Annotated in this window: 23 protein-coding genes; 11 read left to right on the top strand and 12 right to left on the bottom strand. The window is 72.5% G+C overall.

Features of this window, described 5'->3' with window-relative positions:
* Nucleotides 1–6: 6 nt before the first annotated feature.
* Nucleotides 7–1,449 (bottom strand): tetratricopeptide repeat protein, encoded by a 1,443-nt coding sequence (locus LO762_RS33640; RefSeq protein ID WP_230617936.1) that lies wholly within the window; start codon nt 1,447–1,449, stop codon nt 7–9.
* 76 nt (nt 1,450–1,525) lie between these two features.
* Here LO762_RS33640 and LO762_RS23020 point away from each other — a divergent pair, with 76 nt between their 5' ends.
* Together LO762_RS23020 and LO762_RS23015 are read left to right on the top strand one after the other, a co-directional pair.
* A complete protein-coding gene (locus LO762_RS23020; protein ID WP_230617935.1) occupies nt 1,526–2,431 on the top strand; it encodes a hypothetical protein in 906 nt (301 codons plus the stop codon).
* A gap of 104 nt (nt 2,432–2,535) precedes the next feature.
* The gene (locus LO762_RS23015; RefSeq protein WP_230617934.1) at nt 2,536–2,856 is read left to right on the top strand and encodes a hypothetical protein; all 321 of its coding nucleotides are present in this window, start codon (nt 2,536–2,538) and stop codon (nt 2,854–2,856) included.
* A gap of 55 nt (nt 2,857–2,911) precedes the next feature.
* On the opposite strand, the gene hemQ is transcribed toward LO762_RS23015, so the two are convergent.
* From hemQ to LO762_RS23000, 3 genes are all read right to left on the bottom strand, one after another.
* A complete protein-coding gene (hemQ, locus tag LO762_RS23010) occupies nt 2,912–3,604 on the bottom strand; it encodes a hydrogen peroxide-dependent heme synthase (RefSeq protein WP_230617933.1) in 693 nt (230 codons plus the stop codon).
* Entirely contained in the window at nt 3,601–5,007 is a 1,407-nt protein-coding gene (gene hemG, locus LO762_RS23005) for a protoporphyrinogen oxidase (protein ID WP_230617932.1), read from the bottom strand. The genes hemQ and hemG overlap by 4 nt, the downstream gene beginning before the upstream one ends.
* 96 nt (nt 5,008–5,103) lie before the next feature.
* On the bottom strand, nt 5,104–5,694 hold the full coding sequence (locus tag LO762_RS23000) for an NADPH-dependent FMN reductase (RefSeq protein WP_230617931.1): 591 nt from the start codon (nt 5,692–5,694) through the stop codon (nt 5,104–5,106).
* A 115-nt stretch (nt 5,695–5,809) separates the two neighbouring features.
* Between LO762_RS23000 and LO762_RS22995 the strand changes: the two genes are divergently transcribed.
* Nucleotides 5,810–6,661 carry a helix-turn-helix domain-containing protein gene (locus LO762_RS22995; protein WP_230617930.1) on the top strand — a complete coding sequence of 284 codons (852 nt, stop codon included), beginning with the start codon at nt 5,810–5,812 and terminating at the stop codon, nt 6,659–6,661.
* Between the two features lie 16 nt (nt 6,662–6,677).
* On the opposite strand, the gene LO762_RS22990 is transcribed toward LO762_RS22995, so the two are convergent.
* Nucleotides 6,678–7,466: an alpha/beta fold hydrolase gene (locus tag LO762_RS22990; protein ID WP_230617929.1), complete on the bottom strand. Its 789-nt coding sequence runs from the start codon at nt 7,464–7,466 to the stop codon at nt 6,678–6,680.
* A gap of 57 nt (nt 7,467–7,523) precedes the next feature.
* Here LO762_RS22990 and LO762_RS22985 point away from each other — a divergent pair, with 57 nt between their 5' ends.
* Nucleotides 7,524–7,997 carry a MarR family winged helix-turn-helix transcriptional regulator gene (locus LO762_RS22985; protein WP_230617928.1) on the top strand — a complete coding sequence of 158 codons (474 nt, stop codon included), beginning with the start codon at nt 7,524–7,526 and terminating at the stop codon, nt 7,995–7,997.
* Nucleotides 7,998–8,002: 5 nt separating this feature from the next.
* On the opposite strand, the gene LO762_RS22980 is transcribed toward LO762_RS22985, so the two are convergent.
* The 6 genes from LO762_RS22980 to hemE form a co-directional block, all read right to left on the bottom strand.
* Complete coding sequence (locus tag LO762_RS22980; RefSeq protein WP_230617927.1) at nt 8,003–8,716, bottom strand: class F sortase; 714 nt, start codon at nt 8,714–8,716, stop codon at nt 8,003–8,005.
* A gap of 3 nt (nt 8,717–8,719) precedes the next feature.
* Nucleotides 8,720–9,259: a hypothetical protein gene (locus LO762_RS22975; protein WP_230617926.1), complete on the bottom strand. Its 540-nt coding sequence runs from the start codon at nt 9,257–9,259 to the stop codon at nt 8,720–8,722.
* A gap of 114 nt (nt 9,260–9,373) precedes the next feature.
* Entirely contained in the window at nt 9,374–10,054 is a 681-nt protein-coding gene (locus LO762_RS22970) for a response regulator transcription factor (protein WP_230617925.1), read from the bottom strand.
* Nucleotides 10,032–11,414: a cell wall metabolism sensor histidine kinase WalK gene (locus LO762_RS33635; protein WP_230617924.1), complete on the bottom strand. Its 1,383-nt coding sequence runs from the start codon at nt 11,412–11,414 to the stop codon at nt 10,032–10,034. The genes LO762_RS22970 and LO762_RS33635 overlap by 23 nt, the downstream gene beginning before the upstream one ends.
* Before the next feature lie 9 nt (nt 11,415–11,423).
* Nucleotides 11,424–11,723 carry a hypothetical protein gene (locus LO762_RS22960; protein WP_230617923.1) on the bottom strand — a complete coding sequence of 100 codons (300 nt, stop codon included), beginning with the start codon at nt 11,721–11,723 and terminating at the stop codon, nt 11,424–11,426.
* Between the two features lie 89 nt (nt 11,724–11,812).
* Entirely contained in the window at nt 11,813–12,838 is a 1,026-nt protein-coding gene (gene hemE, locus LO762_RS22955) for a uroporphyrinogen decarboxylase (RefSeq protein ID WP_230617922.1), read from the bottom strand.
* A 280-nt stretch (nt 12,839–13,118) separates the two neighbouring features.
* Here hemE and LO762_RS22950 point away from each other — a divergent pair, with 280 nt between their 5' ends.
* The 3 genes from LO762_RS22950 to LO762_RS32755 all read left to right on the top strand — a co-directional run bounded on the left by LO762_RS22950 (nt 13,119) and on the right by LO762_RS32755 (nt 15,135).
* On the top strand, nt 13,119–13,679 hold the full coding sequence (locus tag LO762_RS22950) for a DUF3000 domain-containing protein (protein WP_230617921.1): 561 nt from the start codon (nt 13,119–13,121) through the stop codon (nt 13,677–13,679).
* 4 nt (nt 13,680–13,683) lie between these two features.
* Nucleotides 13,684–14,928: a ribonuclease D gene (locus LO762_RS22945; RefSeq protein ID WP_230617920.1), complete on the top strand. Its 1,245-nt coding sequence runs from the start codon at nt 13,684–13,686 to the stop codon at nt 14,926–14,928.
* 81 nt (nt 14,929–15,009) lie between these two features.
* A complete protein-coding gene (locus LO762_RS32755) occupies nt 15,010–15,135 on the top strand; it encodes a hypothetical protein (protein ID WP_255687694.1) in 126 nt (41 codons plus the stop codon).
* 184 nt (nt 15,136–15,319) lie between these two features.
* On the opposite strand, the gene LO762_RS22940 is transcribed toward LO762_RS32755, so the two are convergent.
* Complete coding sequence (locus tag LO762_RS22940) at nt 15,320–18,841, bottom strand: serine/threonine-protein kinase (protein WP_230617919.1); 3,522 nt, start codon at nt 18,839–18,841, stop codon at nt 15,320–15,322.
* 298 nt (nt 18,842–19,139) lie between these two features.
* Between LO762_RS22940 and LO762_RS22935 the strand changes: the two genes are divergently transcribed.
* The 4 genes from LO762_RS22935 to LO762_RS22915 all read left to right on the top strand — a co-directional run bounded on the left by LO762_RS22935 (nt 19,140) and on the right by LO762_RS22915 (nt 23,445).
* Complete coding sequence (locus LO762_RS22935) at nt 19,140–20,927, top strand: hypothetical protein (RefSeq protein ID WP_230617918.1); 1,788 nt, start codon at nt 19,140–19,142, stop codon at nt 20,925–20,927.
* Nucleotides 20,924–21,778: a hypothetical protein gene (locus LO762_RS22930; RefSeq protein ID WP_230618012.1), complete on the top strand. Its 855-nt coding sequence runs from the start codon at nt 20,924–20,926 to the stop codon at nt 21,776–21,778. The genes LO762_RS22935 and LO762_RS22930 overlap by 4 nt, the downstream gene beginning before the upstream one ends.
* A 176-nt stretch (nt 21,779–21,954) precedes the next feature.
* Complete coding sequence (locus tag LO762_RS22920; protein ID WP_230618011.1) at nt 21,955–22,404, top strand: hypothetical protein; 450 nt, start codon at nt 21,955–21,957, stop codon at nt 22,402–22,404.
* Between the two features lie 6 nt (nt 22,405–22,410).
* Entirely contained in the window at nt 22,411–23,445 is a 1,035-nt protein-coding gene (locus tag LO762_RS22915) for a TerC family protein (protein ID WP_308104371.1), read from the top strand.
* Nucleotides 23,446–23,452 lie beyond the last annotated feature (7 nt).

Here is a 23,452-nt window from a genome sequence, read left to right as displayed (position 1 = left end):
CGATCGCTAGGCGGGGCCCCCAGGGCTCGGGAGGGAGCGGGAGACGTCGCGGCGGCGGTTCTCGTAGGCGGTGCGGCGCGCGGTGTCGGGGGCGGTGCGCGCCGCCGCCGCGAAGTAGCGGGCCGCGGCGGCCGGGTCGGGCTCGCGGTCGGTGAAGGCGAGCAGCCTGATCTCGGCCAGCAGGGCGTAGGACTCGGCTGTGATGGTGCGCAGCCAGGTCTTGCGGGTGTCGTTCTCCCAGCTCGCGGCGGCGGTCAGCAGGCCCCGCTCGATCTGTCCGAGCGGGGCCTTGCCGCGCGCGAGCAGCAGGCACAGCCGGGTGCGGGCGAGCGCGAACTCCGCCCGCGGCCGGAGGTCCTGCGGGTCGCCGGACGGGATGTCCCCGGCCAGCTCGGCGTAGCGGCGTTCCAACGCGCGCAGCTCCGCCAGCCGGGCGGTGCCGCGCGTGCACACGCGCCCCTCGAAGACGCCTCCGGCCTTCAGATAGGCGAGTTCGGCAAGGCCGAGCCTGGCCCGCACCGAACCCGGGTCGGCGGCGAGCGCGTCGCGGTAAGCGCGTTCGGCCTTGGCCCGGTGGCCCGCGCGCGCCTCGGCGTTGCCGATCAGCAGCAGCGCAAAAGCACGCTCGGCGGGTTCGGTCAGCCGTGGCAGGAGCGCGCGCATCGTCGTGACGCTGCGGGCGAGATCAGCGGCGTCGCCCAGCGCGTACTGGTTGACCGCGATGAGGAGCCGCGCGTACAGGCGGGCCCGGTCCAGCAGGAAGGCGCGGGCCCGGCCGCGCGCTACGGGGTTCGCCGACACGTCCGTGAACTCCGCCGAAGACAGGCGCTGGAGGCCGCCCAGCTGATACGCCTCGCCGAGACCGAACCGGTCGAGGTAGACCTCGACGCGGAGCCTGTCGACGGGGCCCGGCAGCAGCGTCGCGGAGATCGCGATGTGGCCGGAGCGGGACGCGAGGTCGGCGCGCAGCCGCTCCGCGCGCCCCGCCTCCGTGCGGTACACCCGCACCCCGCCGTCGGCGGCGGCGCCGACCGCGACCCGGGCCGGGCGCGCCAGCTCGTCCTCGGCCATCGCCAGCAGCGCCTCGCCGAACCGCCGGGCGGTCCGCTCGTCCCGGTCGGTCGGCTGCGGCGTGTCGAGGGCCAGCGGGGCGACGACGATGTTCACGTCCCCGGCGAGCGGCGGCGGATCGACGAACGGGAGCGACCGCCAGAAGTCGGGGAAATCCCCGGAAAGCCCGACCAGACCCGACGCCACCCCCAGCACCACCACGAACAGGCCGACCGCCTTGGCCGCCCACGTGCCCAGGAACCTCAGCGCGCCCCGGCGCTCGGGCGGCTCGTCGGCCTCCGGCTCACGGGCGGGCTCTTCACGCGGCTGCTCACGGTCTGCTTCGGTGTCCCGCCCTGCGGTGTCGTCGCTCGTCCCGTCGTCGGCCGCCACCGCCACCCCGCGTTTCCCGTATCGGTCGGACGCCCCTGGACTACCTTAAACAGACGAACGCCTCGACGCAGGAGAGGACCGTATGCGCTCCGCGCCTTCCCCAGTCCGGCTCGCCCTGGTCCTCGTCGCGCTCCTCGCGGGCGCTGCCTGCTCCGACACCGACCGCCCGCCGCGGGCGGAGCCCCCGGTGCGCACCACGGGCGGCGTGCCGCACCAGGAGGCGGTCCTGAAGGACCCGGACCCCGCGCAACGTCCCGCGGGCCTTGACGAGCAGCTGAGCGGCTCCGTGGGCGGCGGGCCCGACTACTGCCTCGAACACACGGAGTTCTCCCTCCGGACGCCCTGGGAGACCGAGGCGCCCACCTACTCCTGGCTCGACCCGGCCGACGTCCCCGACCCGACGCAGCCGATCCGGCTGCCCATCCCCTCGCACGAGAGCCTGTGCGCGCTCGGCGCGGACCCCGACAAGGAGGTGGCGGTCACGCTGAAGGGCCCGGACGGCGCCGTCGTGGAGAACCGCGTCCTGCCTCCGGACAGCCTGCATTCGGCGAAGGAGACCCGGCGCGACAAGTTCACCATGAGCTTCCTACCCGGAGACGCGAAGGGCTCCTACACCGTCACCGCCACCCAGGACGGGCGTACGGCCGTGCGCGAGGTCCACATCGTCAGGGCGGACACACCCCTGGTCAGCACGGTGCTGGAGGATCAGGGCCAGGGAGCCCCGCTGGCGCCCGGAGGAGCGATCACCCTCGCCTTCGGCGGCCTCTCCCCCGACGCGCCCACGCCCTTCTACCTGTACGGCCCGGCTCTCACCGAGAACAGCACCATCACACGTCCCTTCCATTCCGCCCTGGAGGTCGTCGGCGCTGCCGACGGCACCGCCCTCCTCGACCTGCGGATCCCGCCCGGCACCCCACCCGGCGGCTACTACCTCGTCAACAGGACCCAGACCACGGCCGTCCTCTTCAACGTCGCCGCCCCGAACTGAGCCCGACCGACCACGGGGCAGATCCGGCGGTATCCGTCATCTGAGGGAGTCCTGCGGGCCGTCGCCGTGTTCGATGAGGTCGATCGAAGCGGAGGTGGAGATCCATGGCGTTGCAGATCCGCATGGTCTGTGCGGTGGCGCTGCTTGCGCTGACCTGCGGCGGCTGCCCGGCCTTCCGCAGTCAGGCGGACGACGTCGTGCGGAACGTCGATCCGCCGTCGGCGCCCAAGCCCCCGAAGCCCCCGAACCCCGAGGACGCCACCAAGGCCACGTGCGCCGTGCTGAGCCTCAGGACGCCGACGGGGATGCGGTGCTTCGTCAACGGGTACCGGGTGCGTGACGAGCGGGCGGTCTGCGCCTACGAAGGGGCGTCGCTCGGGCCGCAGGTCCACGCCGAGTGCGCGCGGCGCGGCCACGTATGGTGAGCGCCGCCGGAGAGGGCGCCGGCCGCCGCTCTCCGGCGGACCGTAGGGCGGGCCGTCAGGGGAGGTCGGTGACGAGCTCGGTGACGGTCTTGCGGCGGCCGGTGTAGAACGGGACCTCCTCGCGCACGTGGCGGCGGGCCTCGGAGGCGCGGAGGTGACGCATGAGGTCCACGATCCGGTGGAGTTCGTCGGCCTCGAAGGCGAGCATCCACTCGTAGTCGCCGAGCGCGAAGCTGGAGACGGTGTTGGCGCGCACGTCGGCGTAGCCGCGCGCCATCTTGCCGTGCTCGGCGAGCATCTGGCGGCGCTCGGCGTCCGGCAGGAGGTACCACTCGTAGGAGCGGACGAACGGGTACACGCAGACGTAAGCGCGCGCCTCCTCGTCGGCGAGGAAGGCCGGGATGTGGCTCTTGTTGAACTCGGCGGGCCGGTGCAGCGCCATGTTCGACCAGACGGGCGTGGAGGCGCGGCCCAGCTCGGTGCGGCGGAACCGGTGGTAGACCTCCTGGAGGTCGTCGCTGCTGGGCGCGTGCCACCAGAACATGTAGTCGGCGTCGGCGCGCAGCCCCCCCACGTCGTACAGGCCGCGGGTCGTGACGTCCTTGGCCGCGTAGCCGTCCAGCAGGTCCTGCACCTCGGTGGCGACGGCGGAGCGGTCGCCTTCGGGCAGGCCGTCCGCCTTGAACACCGACCACAGGGTGTAGCGGATCACCTGGTTGAGGTCGCGGGCCTTCGGCTTGTCGGTCACGGTTGCACTTCCCTCAGCTGATCGATGATGCGGACGGCCGCCGCCTTGGCGGTCGCGAGGCAGGCGGGGACGCCGACCCCATCGTAGGCCGCGCCGCAGACGGCGAGCCGGGGGTGTCCCGCCACGGCTGCCCTGGCGCGGGCGACCCTGTCCAGGTGCCCCACGTTGTACTGCGGGAGCCCGCCCCCCCACCGCGTGACGCGCGTGTCGACGGGCAGCTCCCCCACGGCGCAGGTGTCGGCGAGCTCAGCCATCGCGTCGGCTTTCAGCTCGGCGTCGTCGCGCTGGAGCGTCGTCTCCTCTCCGAACCTTCCGATCGACGCCCTGACGAGCACGAGGCCGGGGTCCTTCTCCGCGATCGAAGGCCACTTAACCGAGCTGAACGTCACGGCCTTCACCCTGCGGCGCTCGACGGGCGGCACAAGGTAGCCGGAGCCCTTGAGCGGCTCGGGGAAGGCGGTGGGACGGTAGGCGAGGCTGATGATCGCCATGCTCGCGTACTCGACGGCCGCCAGCTCGGCGGAGGCGGCGGGGACGTCATGGGCCAGCAGACGCGCGGCGGGGGCGGCGGGCACGGCGAGGACCACCGCGTCGGCTTCCACGGCCTCGGGGGCGGTCTTGGGGCCGAGGACGACCCTCCACCCGTCCGGGGTGCGGCGCAGTTCCTGGGCCACGGCGCCGGTCCTGATCTCCACGCCGTCCTTCGTGAGGGCGTCCGCGAGCAGGAGGGGCAGCGAGCCCATGCCGTCGCGCAGGGTGGCGAAGACAGGCGCGTCCGTCTTGGGGGCAGACTCGTGGACGGCCTTGGCCGCCTGGATGAGGGAGCGTTCCCCCCGCGTCGCGTGGGCGAGCTGCGGAAGGGTGGCTTCGAAAGACAGCAGCTCCGCGCGGCCCGCGTAGACGCCGCCCAGAAGCGGCTCGACAAGACGGTCGACGACCTCACGGCCCATCCTGTCGCCCACGAAGTCGGCGACGGAGATGTCGGACCCGCGCGGGGTGGGGCGCCGCGCGAGGTCGAGGGCAGCCCTGGCGACGCCCGCCGCGTCCAGTACTCCGGATCGCGCGAGCGCCGCCAGGTCGGACGGCACTCCCATGATCTGCCCCGCGGGGAACGGCTTGAGGCCCCCGTGGCTGTAGATCGACGAGGAGGTGGTGCCGGGATGGCGCAGCAGGTCGTCCGCGCCGAGGGCGGAGACGAGCCCCAGCCCTTCGGGGCGGCGGGCCAGCATCGACTCCGCGCCCTCGTCCAGGGCGACCCCCGCGAGCTCGCTGACCCTGAGCTTGCCCCCGACGCGCGGGCTTCCCTCCAGGACCGTCACGCGCAGCCCCGCGCGGCTCAGGTGCCAGGCCGCGCCCAGCCCGGCGATCCCCCCGCCGACCACCACCACATGCCTCGTGTCCACCCCTCCACCATGGCAGAAGGGGCGGCGTGCCCAGGCCGTCTCACGGTGTGAGATCACAGTCAGCCGTCAGGGACCATCGCCCCTTGGCGATCTGCCTTACGCGGCGTAGGGGCGGCGCTCCCTGGCCTCCCGCAGGGCGCGGCCCCACCAGTCGAGCTGGGAGAGCAGCTGCTTGGCGGCGGTGTCGGCGGCTTCCGCGTCCTGCGGGCCGTTCTCACCCCACGTCTCCCAGTAGAACGCGAAGGAGACCTGGTCCCTGACGGTGACCGCGTGCAGCTCGGCGAAGACCCCGCGCAGGTGCTCGACGGCGCGCAGGCCGCCGGACACGCCCCCGTAGGACACAAAGCCGACCGGCTTGGCCTGCCACTGGGTGAAGTGCCAGTCCACGAGGTTCTTCAAGGAGGCGGGGTAGCTGTGGTTGTACTCGGGTGTGACCACCACAAAGGCGTCGGCGGCCTCCAGCCGTGGCGTGATCCGGCCGACGGCCGCCACGATCTCCGCGGGCGGCTCGACCCCCTTGGCGGGGAAGGCCAGCGGAAGGTCGCCGTGCTCGGCGACGTCGATCACGTCCACCTCGAAGGCGCCGTTGGCGTGCGCGGTGAACCACTCGGTGACCGAGGGGCCGAACCGGCCCTCCCGGACGCTGGCGGTGATCACGGCGAGCTTGAGAGGCGTTTCTGTCGTCATGGGGCCAGCGTGCCGTGCGCGGAGCAGGAGAGGGAGACCGTGTCAAGACGGGCCGCCGCAAGGCTGGCCCCCGTGGGGCCACGATCCATCGGGCGTGTCGCAGTAGATTCGACGCATGGCCGACAACGACCTGGGTGGATTCCTGCGCCAGCGGAGGGAGGCCCTGCGTCCCGAGGACGTCGGGCTGCCCGTGGGGGCGCGGCGCCGCACGCCGGGCCTGCGGCGCTCGGAACTGGCGACGCTGGCGGGCATCAGCGTGGAGTACCTGACCCGGCTGGAGCAGGGCCGCGACCGCAACCCGTCGCCGCAGGTGCTCGGCGCGCTGGCGGACGCGCTCCGCCTGTCCCGTGACGAGCGCGCCTACCTGCGCTACGCGGCGAAGTCCGCCAGCGGCGATCCGGCGCCGTGCGCGGCGACCGACCCGCCCGTCCTCGAGGTGCGGTCCTCGCTGATCGGGGTGCTGCGCGCCCTGGAGCCGGTGCCCGCGGTGCTGCTCAACCGGCTCAGCGACGTGCTCGCCCACACCGACGCGTACGCGCGTTACGCGGGGCCGCTCGGGATCCTCGAAGGCGAGCGGCCGAACCTGCTGCGCTGGGTGTTCACCGACCCGCGCGCCCGCGCCGCCTACCCGAACTGGGACGAGCGGGCCGACGCGCACATCGCCGCCGTCCGGGTCTCCTCGGGGCCGAGCGACCACCATCTGGGCGCCCTGGCCGAGGAACTCGCCGTGCTCGCGGGCGCCGCCTTCACCCAGCGGTTCGAGCCCGCCCCGATCGCGATGCCCGGCGCGTTCACGGAGACCGTCCGGCACCCTGAGGCGGGCCCGCTGCGCTTCCAGGTCGAGCAGATGGCCACCGAGGACGAGCGGCTGCTCGTCCACCTGCCCGCCGACTCCGCCACCGAGCAGGCCCTCGACCGCCTGATCGGCAAGGGCGCGCTCCACTCGATCACCACCCGCTCGGCCTGACGGCGCGGGCACTGCGTCACAGGCCGTCCAGGAAGCCGCTGACGAGGCCGTGGAAGCCCTCGGGGCGCTCCAGGTCGGGGTAGTGCGCGGCGCCGTCGAGTGTGGCCGAGCGGCCGATCTGGACCGTCTGGACGAGGCGGTCGGCCATGCCGAGGTGGTCGGGCGAGTCCAGCGCGCCGCGCACGGACAGCAGCGGCACGGTGATTCCCGCCGCCCGCGCCCACGTGTCGGTGACCGGCACGAGCGGGTCGCCCTCGTCGGCGGTGTGCTTGGACATCGTGCGGGTGGCCATGGCGCGCAGCCTTCGCACCACTCCGGGGTCCACGTCGTCCAGCGCACGGTGGGGGCCCGCCGCGAACCGCAGGAAGGCCGCGACGGAGCCGTCCAGGTCGCCGCGGGACATCGCCGCCGTCCACTCGCCCCACACGCCGAGCGTCCAAGGGTCGGTGAAGTAGGGCTCGCTGGTGCCTGCGCCGCTCACCACGAGGGCCGCCACCAGGTCCGGGTACTCCAGGGCGAGGTCCACCGCCGTGCTCGCGCCCATGGACACGCCCACCAGAACGGCCGGTCCTGTTTTGAGGTGGCGTAGCAGGGCGGCGAGGTCGTCGACGTGGCGGAACGGGGCCGTCGCGTTCTCCGATCGGCCGTGGCCCCTGGCGTCAGGGGCGATGACGCGGTGGCGCGCGGAGAAGAGGGGGACCTGGTCGTCCCACTGGGTGTGGTCGAGGAATCCGCCGTGCAGGAGGACGAGCGGACGGCCCGTGCCCGTGGTGGTGCCTGTGTCGGTCCAGAACAGCTCCTTCATGACAACCAAGGTGTCATCTTTCCGTCCAGATGACAACCGGGGTGTCATCATGGAGGCATGAACGAGAACGACCGCGTGCTGCCGCCCGCGGAACTCGCCCCCCGCCTCGCCGAGGTCTTCGACCTCGTGGGGCCGCTCTACCGGCGCGCCCACCGCAGGGTCGAGGACGACGTGCCGGGCGAGGGCCTGTCCGTCGGGCTCCGCGCCGTCCTGGTGATGCTCCTGGAGCACGGCCCCCTGACCGTGCCCCGGATGAGCCGCCAGCAGGCCATCAGCCGCCAGTTCGTGCAGCGCATGGCCAACGAGGCGGCCGCCCGCGGCCTCGTGGAGTTCACCCCCAACCCGGCGCACCGGCGTTCGGCCCTCGTCCGGCTCACCCCCGCCGGGCACTCCCTCATCGCCGCCCTCATCGCGCGGGAGCACACCGTGCTGGGCGGTGTCGGAGGAGACCTCACCGAAGGCGACCTCGCCGCCTGCGTCAAGGTCCTCAGCCACCTCCTCCGCTCCCTGGACGCCGTCTCCGTCGACTGACCGGGTCAGCGGGCGAGGGTGGCGTGCACGATGATGTTGTCGCGGTAGGAGCGGCGGGTCTGGTCGAAGGAGCCGCCGCAGGTGATGAGGCGGAGCTCCGGGGTGCGGGACGGGCGGTAGACGGAGTCGGGGACGTCGCTCTTGGGGTGGCGCTCCAGGCGGGTGACGGTGAACGTGAACGTCTGGCCTCGGTCGGTGTCGACGTGCACGCGGGTGCCGGGGGCCAGGTCGGACAGGCGGTAGAAGACGGCAGGGCCCGAGCGGGAGTCCACGTGGCCCGCCACGACGGCGGTGCCCCGCTCGCCCGGCTCCGGGCCCGCGCGGTGCCAGCCCACGACGTCGAAGCGCTTCGGGGCGATGAGCTTGCCTTTCCCGTCCAGCCGGAGCGGGATGATCTCGGTGGACAGGCCCACCGCCGGGATGCGCAGCCGCACCGGGTCACCCACCGCGCGCGGCCGCTCGGAGGGCTTTTCCGGCTTGGTCGCCGGGCTGGACGAGGCGGACTGTTCGCTCGGCTCGGGCGGGGCCGGAGCCGACGCACAGGCGGCTGCCAGGAGCAGGCTGAGGCCCGCCGCCACCGTTCCGGCCTTCCGATACCCGGACTGGGATCGGGACGGCTCAGCGGGCTCGTCAGGCGCGGCGGCGGGCATGTCGGGGGGCGGGACGGCGGAAGCGGCCGCGCTCGGGCGGCCGCTTCGTCCCTCACGGGTGTGGTGCATGGGTCAGTTGGTTCCGGTGAAGCGGCGGAGGAAGAGGACGGCCGCGCCCGCGGCGAGGCTGAGGGTGACGCCGAGCGGGATCAGGACGCCAGCGCTGGTGAAGCCGAAGTCCGCGGTGCCGCCCGCGCCCGTGTCGACCCCGCCCACGGGGACCTTGCTGTCGTCGTCCCGGTCGTCCCGGTCGTCGTCGCCCTGGCCGCCGTCGTCATCGTCGTCGTCATCGTCGTCATCGTCGTCGTCGCGCTGGGTCACGCCGCCGCTCTTGCCGGGGCCCGCGTTGGACGGCGCGGGGTTCGACGATCCGTTGCCGGGGCCGGTGGACTTGGGCTTGTCGTCCCGGTCGTCATCGTCATCGTCGTCGCGGTCGTCATCGTCGTCGTCATCGTCGCGGTCGTCGTCATCGTCATCGTCGTCGTCCGCGTAGGCGGCGGTGGAGGTGAGCGACGGGAGCGGCGAGGCGGAGGGGGGCAGGACGGCGCCGAGGGACGTCAGTCCGAAGGCGAGCGCCAGGGCGAGGAGCACCCGTTGCAGCAGAAGGGTCACGGTGGCCTTCCCGGTTCGTGCCGCCCGGTCCTTCCGGGCTGGCTCCAGCCTCCGGGCGGCCGGTGGAGCGGCCATGAGGCGGCGATGAGAGCCCTCTCATCAGCCGGGACGCCTCTAGGCGGGCCCTTCCGCGGCGACGGGGCGCAGCCGGTAGCCGGTGCCCCGGATCGTCTCGATGCGGGACGCGCCGAGCTTGCGCCGCAGGTACCTGATGTACACGTCGACGACGTTGGAGCCGGGATCGAAGTCGAAGCCCCACACGTGGCTGAGGAGTTGCTCGCGGGTGAGCACCTGGTCGGGGTGGCGGCAGAGGAACTCGGCGAGGGCGAACTCCCTGCTCGACAGCTCCACGGTGCGTCCGGCCGCGCGCGCACGGCGGGTCCGCAGGTCGAGCACGAGGTCGCCGACCGTCAGCACGGTCGCCTCCGGCGCCCGCTCGGGCCGCAGCCTCAGCCGGATCCGGGCGAGCAGCTCCTCGAACGCGAAGGGTTTGGCGAGGTAGTCGTCGGCCCCGCTCTCCAGCCCGACGACGGTGTCGGCGACGCCCCCGCGCGCGGTGAGGATGACGACGGGAAGGGTCACCCTCGCGTCTCGCAGCATCCGGAGCACGGTAAGGCCGTCGCGCCCAGGCAGCCCCAGGTCAAGGACGAGGAGGTCGAACTGCCCGGTAAGCGCGGACTCGTAAGCGCTCACCCCGTCTTCGACGACCGTCGTGACAAAACCGTGCCGCCGTAGCCCCTTGTCCAGGAAGGAGGCGATCCGTCCCTCGTCCTCAGCGATCAGTATGCGGTTCACCAGGTGTGCCCGTTTCGTGTGCCGGAAGGGTGATGAGGAAGACGGCGCCGCCGCCCGGCGCGTCGCGGACCTCGGCCCGCCCGCCGTGCGCGGCGGCGATCCGGGTGACGATGGCGAGGCCGAGCCCGGTGCCGGTCTGCGCGCCGTGCACGAACCGGTCGAAGATCCGGTCGCGCTGGTCGGGCGGCACGCCGGGGCCGTCGTCGCGGACCCACAGTTCGAGTCGGCCGTCGCGCACAGCGGAGCCGAGCGCCACGAGCCCGCCGTCCTCGGTGTGCCGTACCGCGTTGGCGACGAACTGGACGAGCGCCTGGGTGAGCCGCTGCCCATCGGCGATGACGTGGGTGTCCGCCACCTCGTCCAGCCTCCACCTGCGGTCGGCGAGCGTCCTGACCTTCGCCAGGACGTCAACCGTCAACTCCGCGACAGCGACCTCTCCCAGGTCGAGGAACCCGGGCTGTTCGGAGCGGGCCAGGAGAAGCAGGTCGTCAACGATCCGGTTCATCCGCTCCAGCTCGTCAAGGACGAGGGCGACGGTCTCTTCACGGTCCTCCTCGCCCATCACCTCCAGATGGCCCCGGACGACCGTGAGCGGCGTGCGCAGCTCGTGGCCCGCGTCGTCGAGGAACTCGCGCTGGGTCGCGAAGGCCCGCTCCAGCCTGTCCAGCATGCGGTTGAACGTCCCGGCGAGGGCGGAGATGTCGTCGTCGCCCGGCACGGTGAGGCGGCGGCTGAGGTCGGCGGAGTCGCTGATCCGCTCGGCGGTGGTGCGCACGAGCCGGACCGGCGCGAGCACCCGTCCCGCCACGAGCCAGGCGGCGGCGCCCGCGACGGCGACGGCGAGCACCGAGGTCAGCGTGAGCGAGCGCATCGCGTCGGTGATCTCCTCGCGCTGCCTGTCATAGAAGATGCCGACCACGAGGGCTCCCCTGCGCTCGTCCCCGGTGACCCGTACCGGCATCACCAGGTAGCGCACCTTCCCTGCGCTGCTCCGCGCCCACCCCGACTCCGGCCGCCGCGCCGCCGCGGCACGGGCCACGAGCTCGTCGTCGGTGTCCAGCCTGGCCTCCGGCGACTGGGCGCTGACCTTGTCCGCCTTGCCGTCCACAACGGTGAAGTACGTCTCGTGGCGGTCCGGCGCCGTCGCGGCGAGGTAGTCGGTGAGGAGGGTCCGCACGTCGGTCACCGGACCCGCGTTGCGGGCGAAGGCGCGCAGCTTCTCCGCCTCGTTGGTGAGCTCCGCGCTGACCCTGTCGTCGAGCCGGTTCACCAGCAGCGACCACGTGGCCGAGCCCGCGACGGCGAGCGCGAGCGCGACGACCAGCAGGACCCAGCCGACGATGCGCGCGCGGGCGCTCACCGGACCCGCTCAGTCATCGTCGTCGTCATCATCGTCATCATCGTCATCGTCGTCGTCATCGTCGTCGTCGCCGGAGCCGCCGTACGAGTCGTCGTCGGCCTGTCGGGGCGGCGCGGGGCTGACGGGGTCGGCCGTCTCCCGGGAGGGCTCAGGCGTGGCCGTGGGGGTCGGCTGGGGCGTCGCGGTGACGACGACCTCGGGGCCGAGCCGCGGCTCGTCGGCCCGCGCGGCGAGCACGAACGCCCAGACCGCGCCGACGGCGAGGAGCACGGCCCCCGCCACGGCGAGCAGGGGGCCGCGCGATCTCATGCGCCCAAGGTAGGCAGACCGGCGGACCGGAGGAACCGGATGCGGATGAGAAAGCTCTCATCCCGCCTTGTTCAGCCCGTTCGGCTCGTTCAGCGCGCGGAGGCGGAGTGCACCAGGTCGGCGAGACGGGCGAGCTGGTCCGGGTCGGTCGAAGGCAGGACGCCGTGGCCGAGGTTGAAGATGTGGCCTTCGGCGGCCTTTCCCTGCTCCAGCACCTTGCGCGCGCGCGGTTCGACGACCTCCCACGGCGCGAGCAGGAGCGCGGGGTCGAGGTTGCCCTGGAGCGCCTTGCCGGGGCCGACGCGCCGGGCCGCCTCGTCCAGGGTGACCCGCCAGTCCACGCCGACGACGTCCGCGCCCGCCTGGCCGAGGAGGCCGAGCAGCTCGCCCGTCCCGACGCCGAAGTGGATGCGCGGCACGTCGGTCATCGCCGCGAAGATCCGCTCGCTGTAGGGCATGACGTAGCGCCGGTAGTCCTCCGGGGCCACCGCGCCGACCCAGCTGTCGAAGAGCTGGACCGCCCTGGCGCCCGCCGCGACCTGGGTGCGCAGGAAGCCGATCGTGATCTCCGTCAGGGCCGCCATGAGGCTGTGCCAGATGTCGGGCTGCCCGTACATGAGGGCCTTGGTCCGGTCGTGGTTCTTCGACGGCCCGCCCTCGATCAGGTAGGACGCCAGCGTGAACGGCGCACCCGCGAAGCCGATCAGGGGGATGTCGCCCAACTCCCCCACAAGGCCGCTGACGGCCTCGGTGACGTAGGGGATGTCGTCGGGAGACAGCGGACGCAGCCGGGAGACGGCGTCCTTGTCCCGGATCGGGTCGGCGATGACGGGGCCGACGCCGGGCTTGATGTCGAGGTCGATGCCGATGGCCTTGAGCGGCACCACGATGTCGCTGAAGAAGATCGCGGCGTCGATGCTGTACCTGCGGACCGGCTGGAGCGTGATCTCCACGATCAGCTCGGGGTCGGCGCAGGCGTCCAGCATCGGGATGCCCTCGCGCAGCCGCAGGTACTCGGGCAGGGAGCGCCCCGCCTGGCGCATGAACCACACGGGCGTGTGGGGCACCGGCTCGCGGCGGCAGGCACGGAGGAACACCGGGTCTTCAGCGGGCATGTACCGATGGTCCCACGCGCGCGGGGCGGCGGCGCCCCGGGGTGCGGTTCGGCGCGCCCCGGCCGGAAACCCCAACGAGATTTTCGGGACACGCCGCCCGATATCCCACAAGATCGCCGAACTCGCTGGCATTTTCGTCAATTATCAACATCGCAAACGAGCGATCAGCTCACGGACGAGCAGAGGTCCGCCGGTGCCTCCAACCCCCCGCATCACCACGCGTAGCCGTGTCGGCGTGGCAACCCCGCGCCCTACTCGGCCAGAGATCTACTCTCGGCAGATGACACCCCCGCACGCGGCACCCGGCTACCGGGAGGCGCTGGACACCCTCACCGAGGCGCTCTCGGGCGATCCGGAACGCCCGGAACTCGAGTTCGAGGAGATGCCCGCCCCCCAGCGGCTCGCGCCCTTCTCGGCGGCGGTCGCCGCCTCCGTCGTGCGTGACGACGCCGAACTGGCCGTCGGAAGGCTCATCCTGCTGCACGACCCCGAAGGCAGGCCCGGCTGGGACGGCGAGTACAGGCTCGTCGCCTACGTCCGGGCGGAACTGGAACCGGAGATAGCCGACGACCCCCTGATCGGCAGCGTCGCGTGGAGCTGGCTCACCGAAGCCCTGGACGAGGCCGGTTACGCCGCCGAATCGGGCACGATCACCCGTGCGGTCAGCGAGAGCTTCGGGGGCAAGGAGGACGAACCGGCCACCACGGAACTGGAACTCAGGGCATCATGGTCACCCGCCGGGACGGATCTGCGCGCGCACGTCCGCGCCTGGACCGAGGTGATGTGCATGGCGGCCGGGCTCCCCCCGCGCGGGGTCCGCGATCTGAAGGACGTACGGTAGCTGAGTGGAAGCAGGTGGGGAAGCGGGCGGTGCGGCGTCGTCGCCGCTGCTGGAGCCGCGTGAGGGCATCCCGCCCGTCGTCGCCGACGACACGGGCCTGGACCAGGTCGTCGCCGCGTTCGCCGAGGGCTCGGGCCCGGTCGCCGTGGACGCCGAGCGTGCCTCCGGCTACCGCTACGGGCAGCGCGCCTACCTCGTGCAGCTGCGCCGCAGGGGCGCGGGCACCGCGCTGATCGACCCGGTCGCCTGCCCGAACCTGAACGACCTGAACCGGGCGATCGGCGACACCGAGATGGTGCTGCACGCCGCCAACCAGGACCTTCCGTGCCTCGCCGAGGTCGGCATCGTGCCGCGCAGGCTCTTCGACACCGAACTCGCCGGACGGCTCCTCGGCTACCCGCGGGTCGGCCTGGGCGCGATGGTCGAGACCGTCCTCGGGTACAGCCTGGAGAAGGGCCACTCGGCGGCGGACTGGTCGACCCGGCCGCTGCCCACCGACTGGCTGCGGTACGCGGCGCTGGACGTCGAGCTGCTGGTCGAGCTGCGGGACGCGCTGCACGCCGAACTCGTCGAGGCGGGCAAGCTGGACTGGGCGCTCCAGGAGTTCGAGGCGATCGCGGCGGCCCCGCCCAGACAGCCGCGGACCGACCCGTGGCGCCGCACCTCGGGCATCCACCGGGTGCGCAACCGGCGGGCCCTCGCCGTCGTCCGTGAGGTGTGGGAGACGCGCGAGCAGATCGCCCGCGAGCTCGACCTCTCGCCGGGCCGGGTGCTGCCGGACACCGCGATCATCGACATGGCCGTCGCGCAGCCGCGCACCATGGCCGAGCTGTTCACGATCGCCGCCGTCAAGGGCCGCAACGCGCGCCGCTACACGACGCAGTGGCTGCGCTCGATCGCCAAGGGCAGGCAGTTGCCGGAGTCGGCGCTGCCCGAGCAGAACCTGCCGGGCGACGGCCCGCCGCCCGCGCACCGCTGGGCCGAACGCGACCCCGAGGCCGCCGCCCGCCTGTCCGCCGCGCGCACCGTCGTCGCGGCGCTCGCCGACGCGCACAACCTGCCGAGCGAGAACCTCGTCCAGCCCGACTTCGTGCGCCGCCTGTGCTGGTCCCCGCCCGAGGAGCCGACGCCCGAGGCGATCCGCGCCGACCTCCGCCGCCTCGGCGCCCGCCCCTGGCAGGCGGCCCTCGTCTCCGTCCCCGTCGCCAAAGCCTGGACCCGCCTGGAAACCAAGGGCGAACTCACCTGACCCGGCCGCCGCCGCCGAAGTTATCCACAGATCGTCACCGGCCGCGCCGGAATGTCACCGGCGCGGGTTAGTGTCGTCGGCATGGAACAACACAGCGCCGCCGAGCGCGGCACACGCGGCCGGTTCGCCGCGCCCCTCACGTCAACGGCCGACGGCACAGCCCCGCGCGCCCGACGCTTCTTCTCGCCCCTCCTCCACCACCTTTGACCCGCTTCGCCACAACGCCCGCACGGCGCTCGGCCCGGTTCCGCACAGCGTCCGCGCGACTGGCCCGGCTCCCCGCGGCGTCCGCACGGCGCTCGGGTCGGTCTTGGGACGGTTCCGGGCGGGGCTCGCGAAGGTTCGCGGGACGCCCGCGCGGGTGGGTGCGCGGGCGTCCCGGGGCGGGCGGTCAGCAGGCGTCGCGGTAGGGCAGGTCGGGGATGTAGCGCTTCCAGTCCTCGCGCGAGAGCGGGCCGTAGGTGGTGCAGAGCTCCTGCTTGATCTTCGCGGGGTCGATCAGGTGGGCGCGGAAGCCGCCGTCGTCGGTGACGCTGAACACCGAGCTGCCGTCCGGCGAGAACACCACGCCGCTGACGTTCTTGGCGGACGCCAGAGGGCGGAGCCTTCCGGTGAGCGGGACGCCGAACTCGCGCCGCTGCGGCACCGCCCACAGCCTGATGTTCCCGGCGGAGTCGCCGGTGGCGAGCACGGCGCCGTCGCCGCGCGAGAAGGCGGCCGGGCCGGAGCCCCCCTGCGCGCCGGTGTGGAGGGTCGAGGCGAGCCGCTGCGAGCCCGCGTCGTAGAACTCGACGCGGTCGGAGGAGAACGTCGCCAGCAGGTCGAGCCCGGAGCTGTACGCGCGGATCGAGGTCGGCCCCTGGTTCGCGGGCGGGACGAGGGTACGGGCCGAGGGCACCTCCAGGATTCCCAGGTCGTTGCCCGCGGCGAGCTTCCCGCCGCCATCCAGGAAGACGAGTTCGGTCTCGGTGAACATGTTCTGGAAGCCCGGCACCTCCGGCTTGGTGCCGAAGTTCTGTCCCGTCATCCGGGCCAGGTTGACGTCCCAGATCTGGGCGAGCGCGCCGCCGCCCTGGTCGAACATCGTGAAGGCGAAGAGCTTGTTGTCGGGGCTGAACGCCATGTCCGGGTTCGCGGCGTCCATATCGTGGCCGATGGTGAGCGTGGTGCGCCTGGCGCCCGAGGCGGTGTCCCAGATGTCGACGGTGCCGCTGTCGTAGGCGATCGCGAGCAACGAGCCGTCGTCGGACAGGTGGTAGTCGTTGCTCGCCTCCGGCTTGACCGGCAGCGACCGGCGCAGCTCGCGGGTGGCCGGGTCCCAGATCTGCACGTCGTTCATCGACTCGATCACCAGGGTCGAGCCGTCGGCGCTGAAGTCGGCGTCCGGCACCGGGTGCGGGTTCAGCTTCACGGTGTCCATGACCGCGCGCAGGTCGATGATGTTCAGCGCGTTGAAGGCGTCGACGCAGGCCAGGGAGCGGCCGTCGGCACGGAAGCGCTGGAGGCCGCACAGCTGCATCGGATACGTGAAGAGGGGGTCGTTGTCGAAACCCTCCGTCGTCCAGACGGTGTTGTCGAAGGCGAAGTACTTGCCGTCCGGGCTGAAGGAGAGGTTGGAGAACGTCGTGTTCGGGTTCTCCTTCGCGCCGGAGTAGGTGCGCGGCCTGAACTCCTTGGGGTCCACCAGGGTCACGGTCTCGCCCTGGCGCAGGGCGAACCACTTGTTGTCCTCGCTGAAGGCCACCGAGGTGATGTTCTCCTTGCCCTTGGTGAGGGTGGGGGCCTTCACCTTCTCCTTCTTGGTGAGGTCGTACCAGTCAAGCCTGTTCTTCTCCCGGTCCACCGAGACCAGCACCGTCTCGTTGCCGGAGAAGGCCAGCCGGGGAAGCCGATAAGGGAGCTTCACCATCTCCTGCCCGGTCTGGGCGTCCCAGACGACGCTCCGCTGCTGCACCTGGCCCACCACGTAGCGGCCTTTGGGGCTCAGCACGACGCCGGGCGCCGAGACGTTGAAGGAGCGTTCGGCGGCGGTGCCGTTCTCCAGGTTCCAGAGCCGGACGACGCCGTTGTTCTCCACGACGGCGGCGGTGGAGCCGTCGTCGCTGATGGTGAGGGCGGAGACGGGCTCGCCCTCGAAGGTCATGGTGCGCAGGACCGTCAGCTTCTCTCCGTCCACGACCTTCAGTTCGTTGCCGTCGCCGTAGACGAGCCTGCGGGCGCGGGCGTCGGAGGCGACGTTCCACATGCCCGTGGTGCCTTCGGGCTGGTAGACGTCGCGTTCGGCCTGGTGGAAGAGGGTGACGAGGGCGCTGCGGACGTCGACGCCGGAGTCGTCGAGGTCGGCGGCGGCGATCGCGAGGCGGGCCGCGGTGGCGGGGTCGATCCGCCGCATGCCGACGGCGAGCGCGGCGATCTGGGTGCCCAGCGCCGTGTCGCGCTGCTGCGAGACGAGGGTGTTGGTGGCGCGCAGGTCGCGGCTCTGCACGGCGGCGAGGGTGGCCGCGCCCAGCGCCACGACGAGCAGGAAGGAGAGGGCCGCCATCATCAGGGTGCGGGTGCGGGAGCGGCGCTGGGTGAGCTTGACCGCCTCGTCGAGGAAGGCGCGTTCCAGGGTGTTCAGGGTGAGCAGCCGGCGGCCGGTCGCGGCCCAGGTGAGGGCGCCGTCCAGGGTGCTGCCCTGGTAGAGGTCGCCGTCCTTGCGGCCGTGCTCGTCCCAGAAGCGGGCGGCGTCGGCGAGCGCGTGGTGGACTTCGAGGCCCTCCCACTCGGCCGACACCCAGTCCCGCATCCTGGGCCAGGCGCGCAGCAGGGCGGGCGTGCTCAGCACGACGGACTGACCGTCGCCGCGGATCAGCCCCGCCTCGCCGAACGCGACGAGGACGCGTTCGAGGGTCTGCCCGTCGGTCTCCTCGCCGAGTTCGCGCAACGGCACCCGTCGCACGGTGTCGCGGGCGTCCGGCCGGGTGTTCACCATGCGCAGCAGGACACGCGGCGCCGCCTGCCGGGCCACCGGGTCGAGCCGGGAGTAGGCGTTCTCCGCCATGTCGGTGAGGGACGGCACGGGCGCGCGCGGCGCGGGCACGTCGGCGGCGACCCGCTCGCCCTCCTCCAGCGGCGCGTCCATCCCGAGCAGCCTGCCGAGGATCTGGCGGGACGCGGGCCGCCGGGTCGGGTCGTGCGCGAGCGACGCCTCGACGAGGGAGCGCAGCGGCTCGGTGAGCACGTCGGTCTCAGGCTGGTGGTTGAGCACCTGGTGCATGAGCGACGGCAGGCTCTCGCCGTCGAACGGCGGCCGGCCCGCGGCGGCGAACAGCACGATGGTGCCCCACGCCCACACGTCGGCGGCCTCGGTGGCCCGCTCACCGCGGAACAGCTCGGGGGCCATCCAGCGCGGGGTGCCCTTGAGCTGGCCGGTGGCGCTGCGCGACATCTCCTGGGTCTTGGCGATGCCGAAGTCGATGACGCGGGGCCCGTCCGGGCCGAGCAGCACGTTGGCGGGCTTCAGGTCGCGGTGGATCACCCCGGCCTGGTGGATCGCCGACAGCGCCGTCGCGATGCCGATCGCGAGCCGGTGCAGCTCCTCGGGCGCGTACGCGCCGTCCCGGTCCACCCGGTCCTGCAGGGTCGGCCCCGGCACGAACTCACTGACGACGAACGGAGGCACATGGTCGAGGTCGGCCTCGATGACCTTCGCCGTGCAGAACGAGGCGACGCGTCGCAGCGCCTCCACCTCACGGCGCAGCAGCGACCTGTCCCCCTCCGACACGTACTCGGCGTGCAGTGCCTTGACGGCGACCCGGTTGCCCCGCACGTCGTAGCCCTCGTACACGACGCCCTGTCCGCCGGCGCCCAGCCGCCCCGCGAGCCAGTAGCCGCCCAGCTGCCCCGGATCCCCGTCCAGCAGCGCACTCATGTCCCCGACCCCGTCCCTCAAGCGATACGAACCGTACGATCATGGTGAATGACCGCCGATCCCGTCGAATTTGTCCTCATCCGGCCCCCACAGTGACACCACGGACCATCCAGACGTTCCCGCCTCCCCACCCCGCACCACCTGGCCTGATACGGCCACCTCACCCATGCCCGAGGCACGTCACGTGGGGGTTCGCGTTAGCCCGATCGGCGGCGGTTTGACCTGCCGCGGGGAGATCGACAAGCGTGGTCCGCGCAAGCTGACGAGTGCCGATGGCAGGCCGACGCGGAGGGGGCCCGTGCCGACCCCGGAGGAGATCGACGGTGCTCTGCGCCGCATCCGGACCCTCGCCGACCGCTACGTCCGCGCCCTCGACCGTCCGGCCCGGCTGCTCACGGACGGCGCCCTCGTCGGACCGGTCGCCGACCGGCTCGGCACCGGTCTCACCGACAGGTACCGGGTGGTGCGGAACGCGCTCGCCGAGGCGTTCGACAGGGTGCGCGCGCTCGCGGGTCCGCAGGCCGCGGGGGTCACCGAACCCTCGCTCGGGGCGCCGCCCCGCACCGCGCCGAGGTCCGGCGACGCGGTGCGCTCCGGTGATCCCGGCCTGCTCGACCGGCTCATCGCCGAACTCGACGCGGCCGGCCCGGCCTGGGACGACGCGGGAAGGGAACTCGCCGGGCTGCTGACCGGGCTCGGGCTCGACGCCGCGCCCGGCGCCCGGGTGCGGACGGCGGGCGCGTGGGTCGGGGCGCAGGCGGGCGACCTCCGGCGGCGCCGCTTCGCGCTCATCGCCCTCGGCGACGCGCCAGCCTTCGCCGCGCCCTCTCCCACCGGAGGCGAGCCGGACGACAGGGCGGAGTCGCCCACGGCCAAGGCCGTCGACCTCTACGTGCGCCACTACCTGCCGGGCCTGGCACACGGCACCAAGGAACTCGGCCTGCTCGCGCTCGCCACGAACCCGGTGACGGCGCTCCCGTACGCGATGCTGGACCACAGGGAGTGGCTGGCACGCACACCCGTCGGCATGCTCCAGGGGCTGTGGGCCGGGCGCGAGGACCCGGTCGGTTTCGCCAAGGCCATGGTCAACTGGGACCTCTGGCTGACCGACCCGGTCCGCGCCTTCGGCGAGGCGGTCCCCGGCATCGTCCTCACCGTCGCCACCTTCGGCACCGGCGCCCCCGCGAACGCCGCCACCCGCCTGGGCCAGACCGCCACCCGCTTCGCCCGAACCTCCCCCCACCACCCCCGGCCCCCCGATCCCCAGGCCCCCGACGGCCACGGTTCCCCGGCAGGGCTGGATCCCCAGGACCCGAGAACGCCGGACGCCCCCGACAACCCGAAGGTGTCGGACGTGCCGATGGGGGCCGCGCCGGACGTGGTGGTGCCGCCCGCCGCCGTCTCACCCGCGCTCGCGGCCGCCGAGCGGGCGGCGCAACAGGTGGCCGAGCGCTTCGGCGTCGTCGTCGACTTCCGATCCCACCCGGTCGACCCGGGCAACGCGGCAGCGTTCGCCCGCGCCCTGGAGAACCTGGCTGACGACTACCCTGGCGTGCTCAAAGACATCGATGCCATCAAGGTGGTCAGCCTGGACGGATGGCGCGCCGCGGTTCCCCATGCGGGTGAGAACCTTCAGGGAGCCACCCTCCTGGCCCCGCAGGGTGGGTTTCCGCGTGGGATCTATCTGCTCCAGCACAAGTTCGGCGACAAGGCCGTCACCGATATGCGCGCACAGCAGTCACACGAGTCGGGCTGGTCCTCTGTGCCCGAGGGCCTCACGGCCCGGGCGACGCTGGTCCACGAGTTCGGGCATCTGCTGGGAGAGCGCATCATGGCCGATCCCGTGCTCCGGCATCAGCTGGCGCGTGAGCTGCGGGAGGTAGGTGTACACGTCGATCCCGACGGGTTCAATCCGTCCATTCCGCATGGACAGATGAAGGTCAGGACGGAGTTGTCCGGCTACGGGGCCCACAACGGCGCGGAGATGCTCGCCGAAGCGTTCGCCGAATGGCGGCTGAGTCCCGACCCGAGACCGATCGCGACCGCCGTAGGGTCTTTCATCGACCAGCACTTCAAGGGGAGATGACGCCGTTGCCGGGACTCATCACGTATCCGGAGAACCTCTGTGCGTCCTGCGCGTTCCTGAGGGAGACCTACAACCCCGACCACGACCCCGGCGGCGGCGATCCCTTCAGCACGTTCCTCAGCTACTGCCGGGCCTTCCCCGATGGCGTTCCCGAGGACATCCGGCTGCGCGGTTACGACCACCGCAGGCGCTATCCGGGCGACAACGGCGTCAGATACCGCCCCGACCGGGCCAAGGCCGGCCTCCTGCGCGCGTACGAGGCGCTCGTCCGTCCCGAGGACGCCGGTCGCGACGTGTCGGAGTCCGCGCGCGCCTGGACGGCACGGCTCGCCGCGCTGCGCGCCCGCCGTGCCGCGCTCATCGCTGACATCGCCGACGCTCCTGAGCTACGTGTCGCGGTGCGCGAGGACGGCACGCCCGTCGTGTCCCCGGTCGGCGACGCGGTGTGGACACCCGCGGCGACCCGCCGCGTCCCCCCGCTCGAACCCTCCGAGTGGCCGGGATTCACGGCTTGGGCGGACATCACCCCCGAGCACCTCGCCAAGACCGTCGACACCGACAGGATGGTGTTCGTGAACGGGCGGGGTCCTTTGCTGGTGGGGCGAGATTTGAAAGATGTGGCGTTCGGGATACTTCGGGCGGCTCGGCGTGGATCTGGGGTGCTGGAGGCCGTCGTGGGAGGGGTGGTGTTTGTGCCTGAGGGGGTGGGTGGGGTGGTGTTCTCCTCGCGGGTGGGGTTGTGGGCGGAGCTGGGGGAGGTGGGCTTTCGGGTGGTTTCGGGGGTTGAGGTGGTGGGGCGGGGGGTGGTGTTGGATCGGGGGCAGGGGCACGCGGTGCGGGTGGGTGGGTGAGGAGGGTGGAGGTGGAGGAGGTGGCGTGGGTTTTGGGGGTGGAGTATCGGGTGGGGGTGGATGGGAGGGGGGTGCCTCGGGGGGTCGAGTGGGGTGGGGGGCTTGTGGTGCCGGTGTTTGGGCCGTGGGCGGAGGTGCCCGGAGTGGTCCCGCCGGGGGCGGTGGGGTGGGGGCGGATGTCGGGGCATGTGTTGGTGGCGGTGCTGCCTGAGGAGGCGGTGCTGTATCTGGCGGGGGTGGAGCGGGTCGTCGCGGTCTCCGTGTTGCGGAAGCCGATGGTGCGGCTGGTGGAGGCGGCGCGGGCCCGGGAGGGCGTCTGGGCGGCGTTGACGGACGCCGTGCTGTACTGCCCGGCGACGGAGCGGCCCGGGGTGCGCGTGACCGGGGGTGAGGTCGCGCTGTTCAGTTCGCTCGGGACGCTGGCGCGGGCGGTCGGGCCGGGGCCCTGGTTGGCCTCGACCGGGCGGGATCTGCTGGGCGGGCTTCCGGCGGGGGTGGGGTGGACGCTTGACGTGGGGGCGCCGCATGCCGTCTCGGGGGTCGTGCCGCCGCGCGGCGGGAGGAGGACAGGGGAAAGGAGGGGGAACCGGGTGGGGTGGGGCGGCGTTGAGGGGGGAACGGCGTAGGTACGGGTGAGGAGAGGTGGCGGGTCAGTGGAGGTCACGGCGTTGGGGTGGGGGGTGACCCTCGGGGTCATCGCCGTGCTCTTTGCGGTGGATCTGGCGGTGGGGGCGCTTCGGCCGCACGCGGTGGGGTTCCGGGAGGCGACGGCGTGGTCGGTGTTCTACATCGCGGTGGCTGTGGTGTTCGGGCTGTTCCTCGGGTGGCAGCACGGGTGGGGGTACGGAGGTGAGTACTTCACCGGCTACATCGTCGAGAAGAGCCTGTCGATAGACAACCTGTTCGTCTTCGTCATCATCATGTCGACGTTCGCCGTCCCGCGTGAGTACCAGCAGAAGGTCCTGACGATAGGGATCCTCCTCGCGCTGGTGATGCGCGCCATCTTCATCGCGGTCGGGGCGACGCTCCTGTCGATGTTCTCCTTCATGTTCCTCATCTTCGGCGCGCTGCTTCTGTGGACGGCCTTGCAGGTCTACCGGCACCGCAACGAGGACCCGGACGTCGCCGACAACCTCCTCGTGCGCACCTCGCGCCGCCTGTTCACGGTGACGGAGGAGTACGACGAGGGCAGGCTCACCACGCGGGTCGGGGGCGAGCGCGCCGTCACGCCGCTGTTCCTCGTGCTGCTGGCCATCGGCGGCACCGACCTGCTGTTCGCGCTCGACTCGATCCCGGCGATCTTCGGCATCACCGAGCAGGCGTACATCGTCTTCGTCGCCAACGCGTTCGCGCTGCTGGGCCTGCGCGCCCTGTACTTCCTCGTGACGGGCCTGCTGGACCGGCTCGTCTACCTGGCCACCGGGCTGGCGATCATCCTCGCGTTCATCGGCGTGAAGCTCGTCCTGCACTGGGCGCACGGCATCTGGCCGGCCGCGCCGGAGATCAGCACCCAGGCGTCCCTCGGCGTCATCGTTGTGGTCCTCACGGTGACGACGGTCGCCAGCCTCCTCAAGATCCGCCGCGACCCGACCGCGAGGGCGCACTCGGCCACCGTCATGGGCCACAAGAAGGACACGCCCGAGGCCCCGCCCGCCGACGAACGCTGACCCCGGG

The organism is Actinocorallia sp. API 0066 (genome assembly GCF_020991275.1).
Classification (GTDB): Bacteria; Actinomycetota; Actinomycetes; order Streptosporangiales; family Streptosporangiaceae; genus Actinocorallia.
This window is presented reverse-complemented; position numbering and strand designations above follow the sequence as displayed.

Coding starts and splice junctions, on each gene's coding strand:
- hemE (WP_230617922.1), bottom strand. CDS start 12,838: ATGCCCGCTGAAGACCCGGTGTTCCTCCGTGCCTGCCGCCGCGAGCCG.
- LO762_RS22930 (WP_230618012.1), top strand. CDS start 20,924: ATGACGCCGTTGCCGGGACTCATCACGTATCCGGAGAACCTCTGTGCG.
- LO762_RS22990 (WP_230617929.1), bottom strand. CDS start 7,466: ATGAAGGAGCTGTTCTGGACCGACACAGGCACCACCACGGGCACGGGC.
- LO762_RS22920 (WP_230618011.1), top strand. CDS start 21,955: ATGTCGGGGCATGTGTTGGTGGCGGTGCTGCCTGAGGAGGCGGTGCTG.
- LO762_RS32755 (WP_255687694.1), top strand. CDS start 15,010: ATGGAACAACACAGCGCCGCCGAGCGCGGCACACGCGGCCGGTTCGCC.
- LO762_RS23020 (WP_230617935.1), top strand. CDS start 1,526: ATGCGCTCCGCGCCTTCCCCAGTCCGGCTCGCCCTGGTCCTCGTCGCG.
- LO762_RS22940 (WP_230617919.1), bottom strand. CDS start 18,841: ATGAGTGCGCTGCTGGACGGGGATCCGGGGCAGCTGGGCGGCTACTGG.
- LO762_RS22980 (WP_230617927.1), bottom strand. CDS start 8,716: ATGCACCACACCCGTGAGGGACGAAGCGGCCGCCCGAGCGCGGCCGCT.
- LO762_RS22960 (WP_230617923.1), bottom strand. CDS start 11,723: ATGAGATCGCGCGGCCCCCTGCTCGCCGTGGCGGGGGCCGTGCTCCTC.
- LO762_RS22950 (WP_230617921.1), top strand. CDS start 13,119: ATGACACCCCCGCACGCGGCACCCGGCTACCGGGAGGCGCTGGACACC.
- LO762_RS23000 (WP_230617931.1), bottom strand. CDS start 5,694: ATGACGACAGAAACGCCTCTCAAGCTCGCCGTGATCACCGCCAGCGTC.
- LO762_RS22985 (WP_230617928.1), top strand. CDS start 7,524: ATGAACGAGAACGACCGCGTGCTGCCGCCCGCGGAACTCGCCCCCCGC.
- LO762_RS23015 (WP_230617934.1), top strand. CDS start 2,536: ATGGCGTTGCAGATCCGCATGGTCTGTGCGGTGGCGCTGCTTGCGCTG.
- LO762_RS22995 (WP_230617930.1), top strand. CDS start 5,810: ATGGCCGACAACGACCTGGGTGGATTCCTGCGCCAGCGGAGGGAGGCC.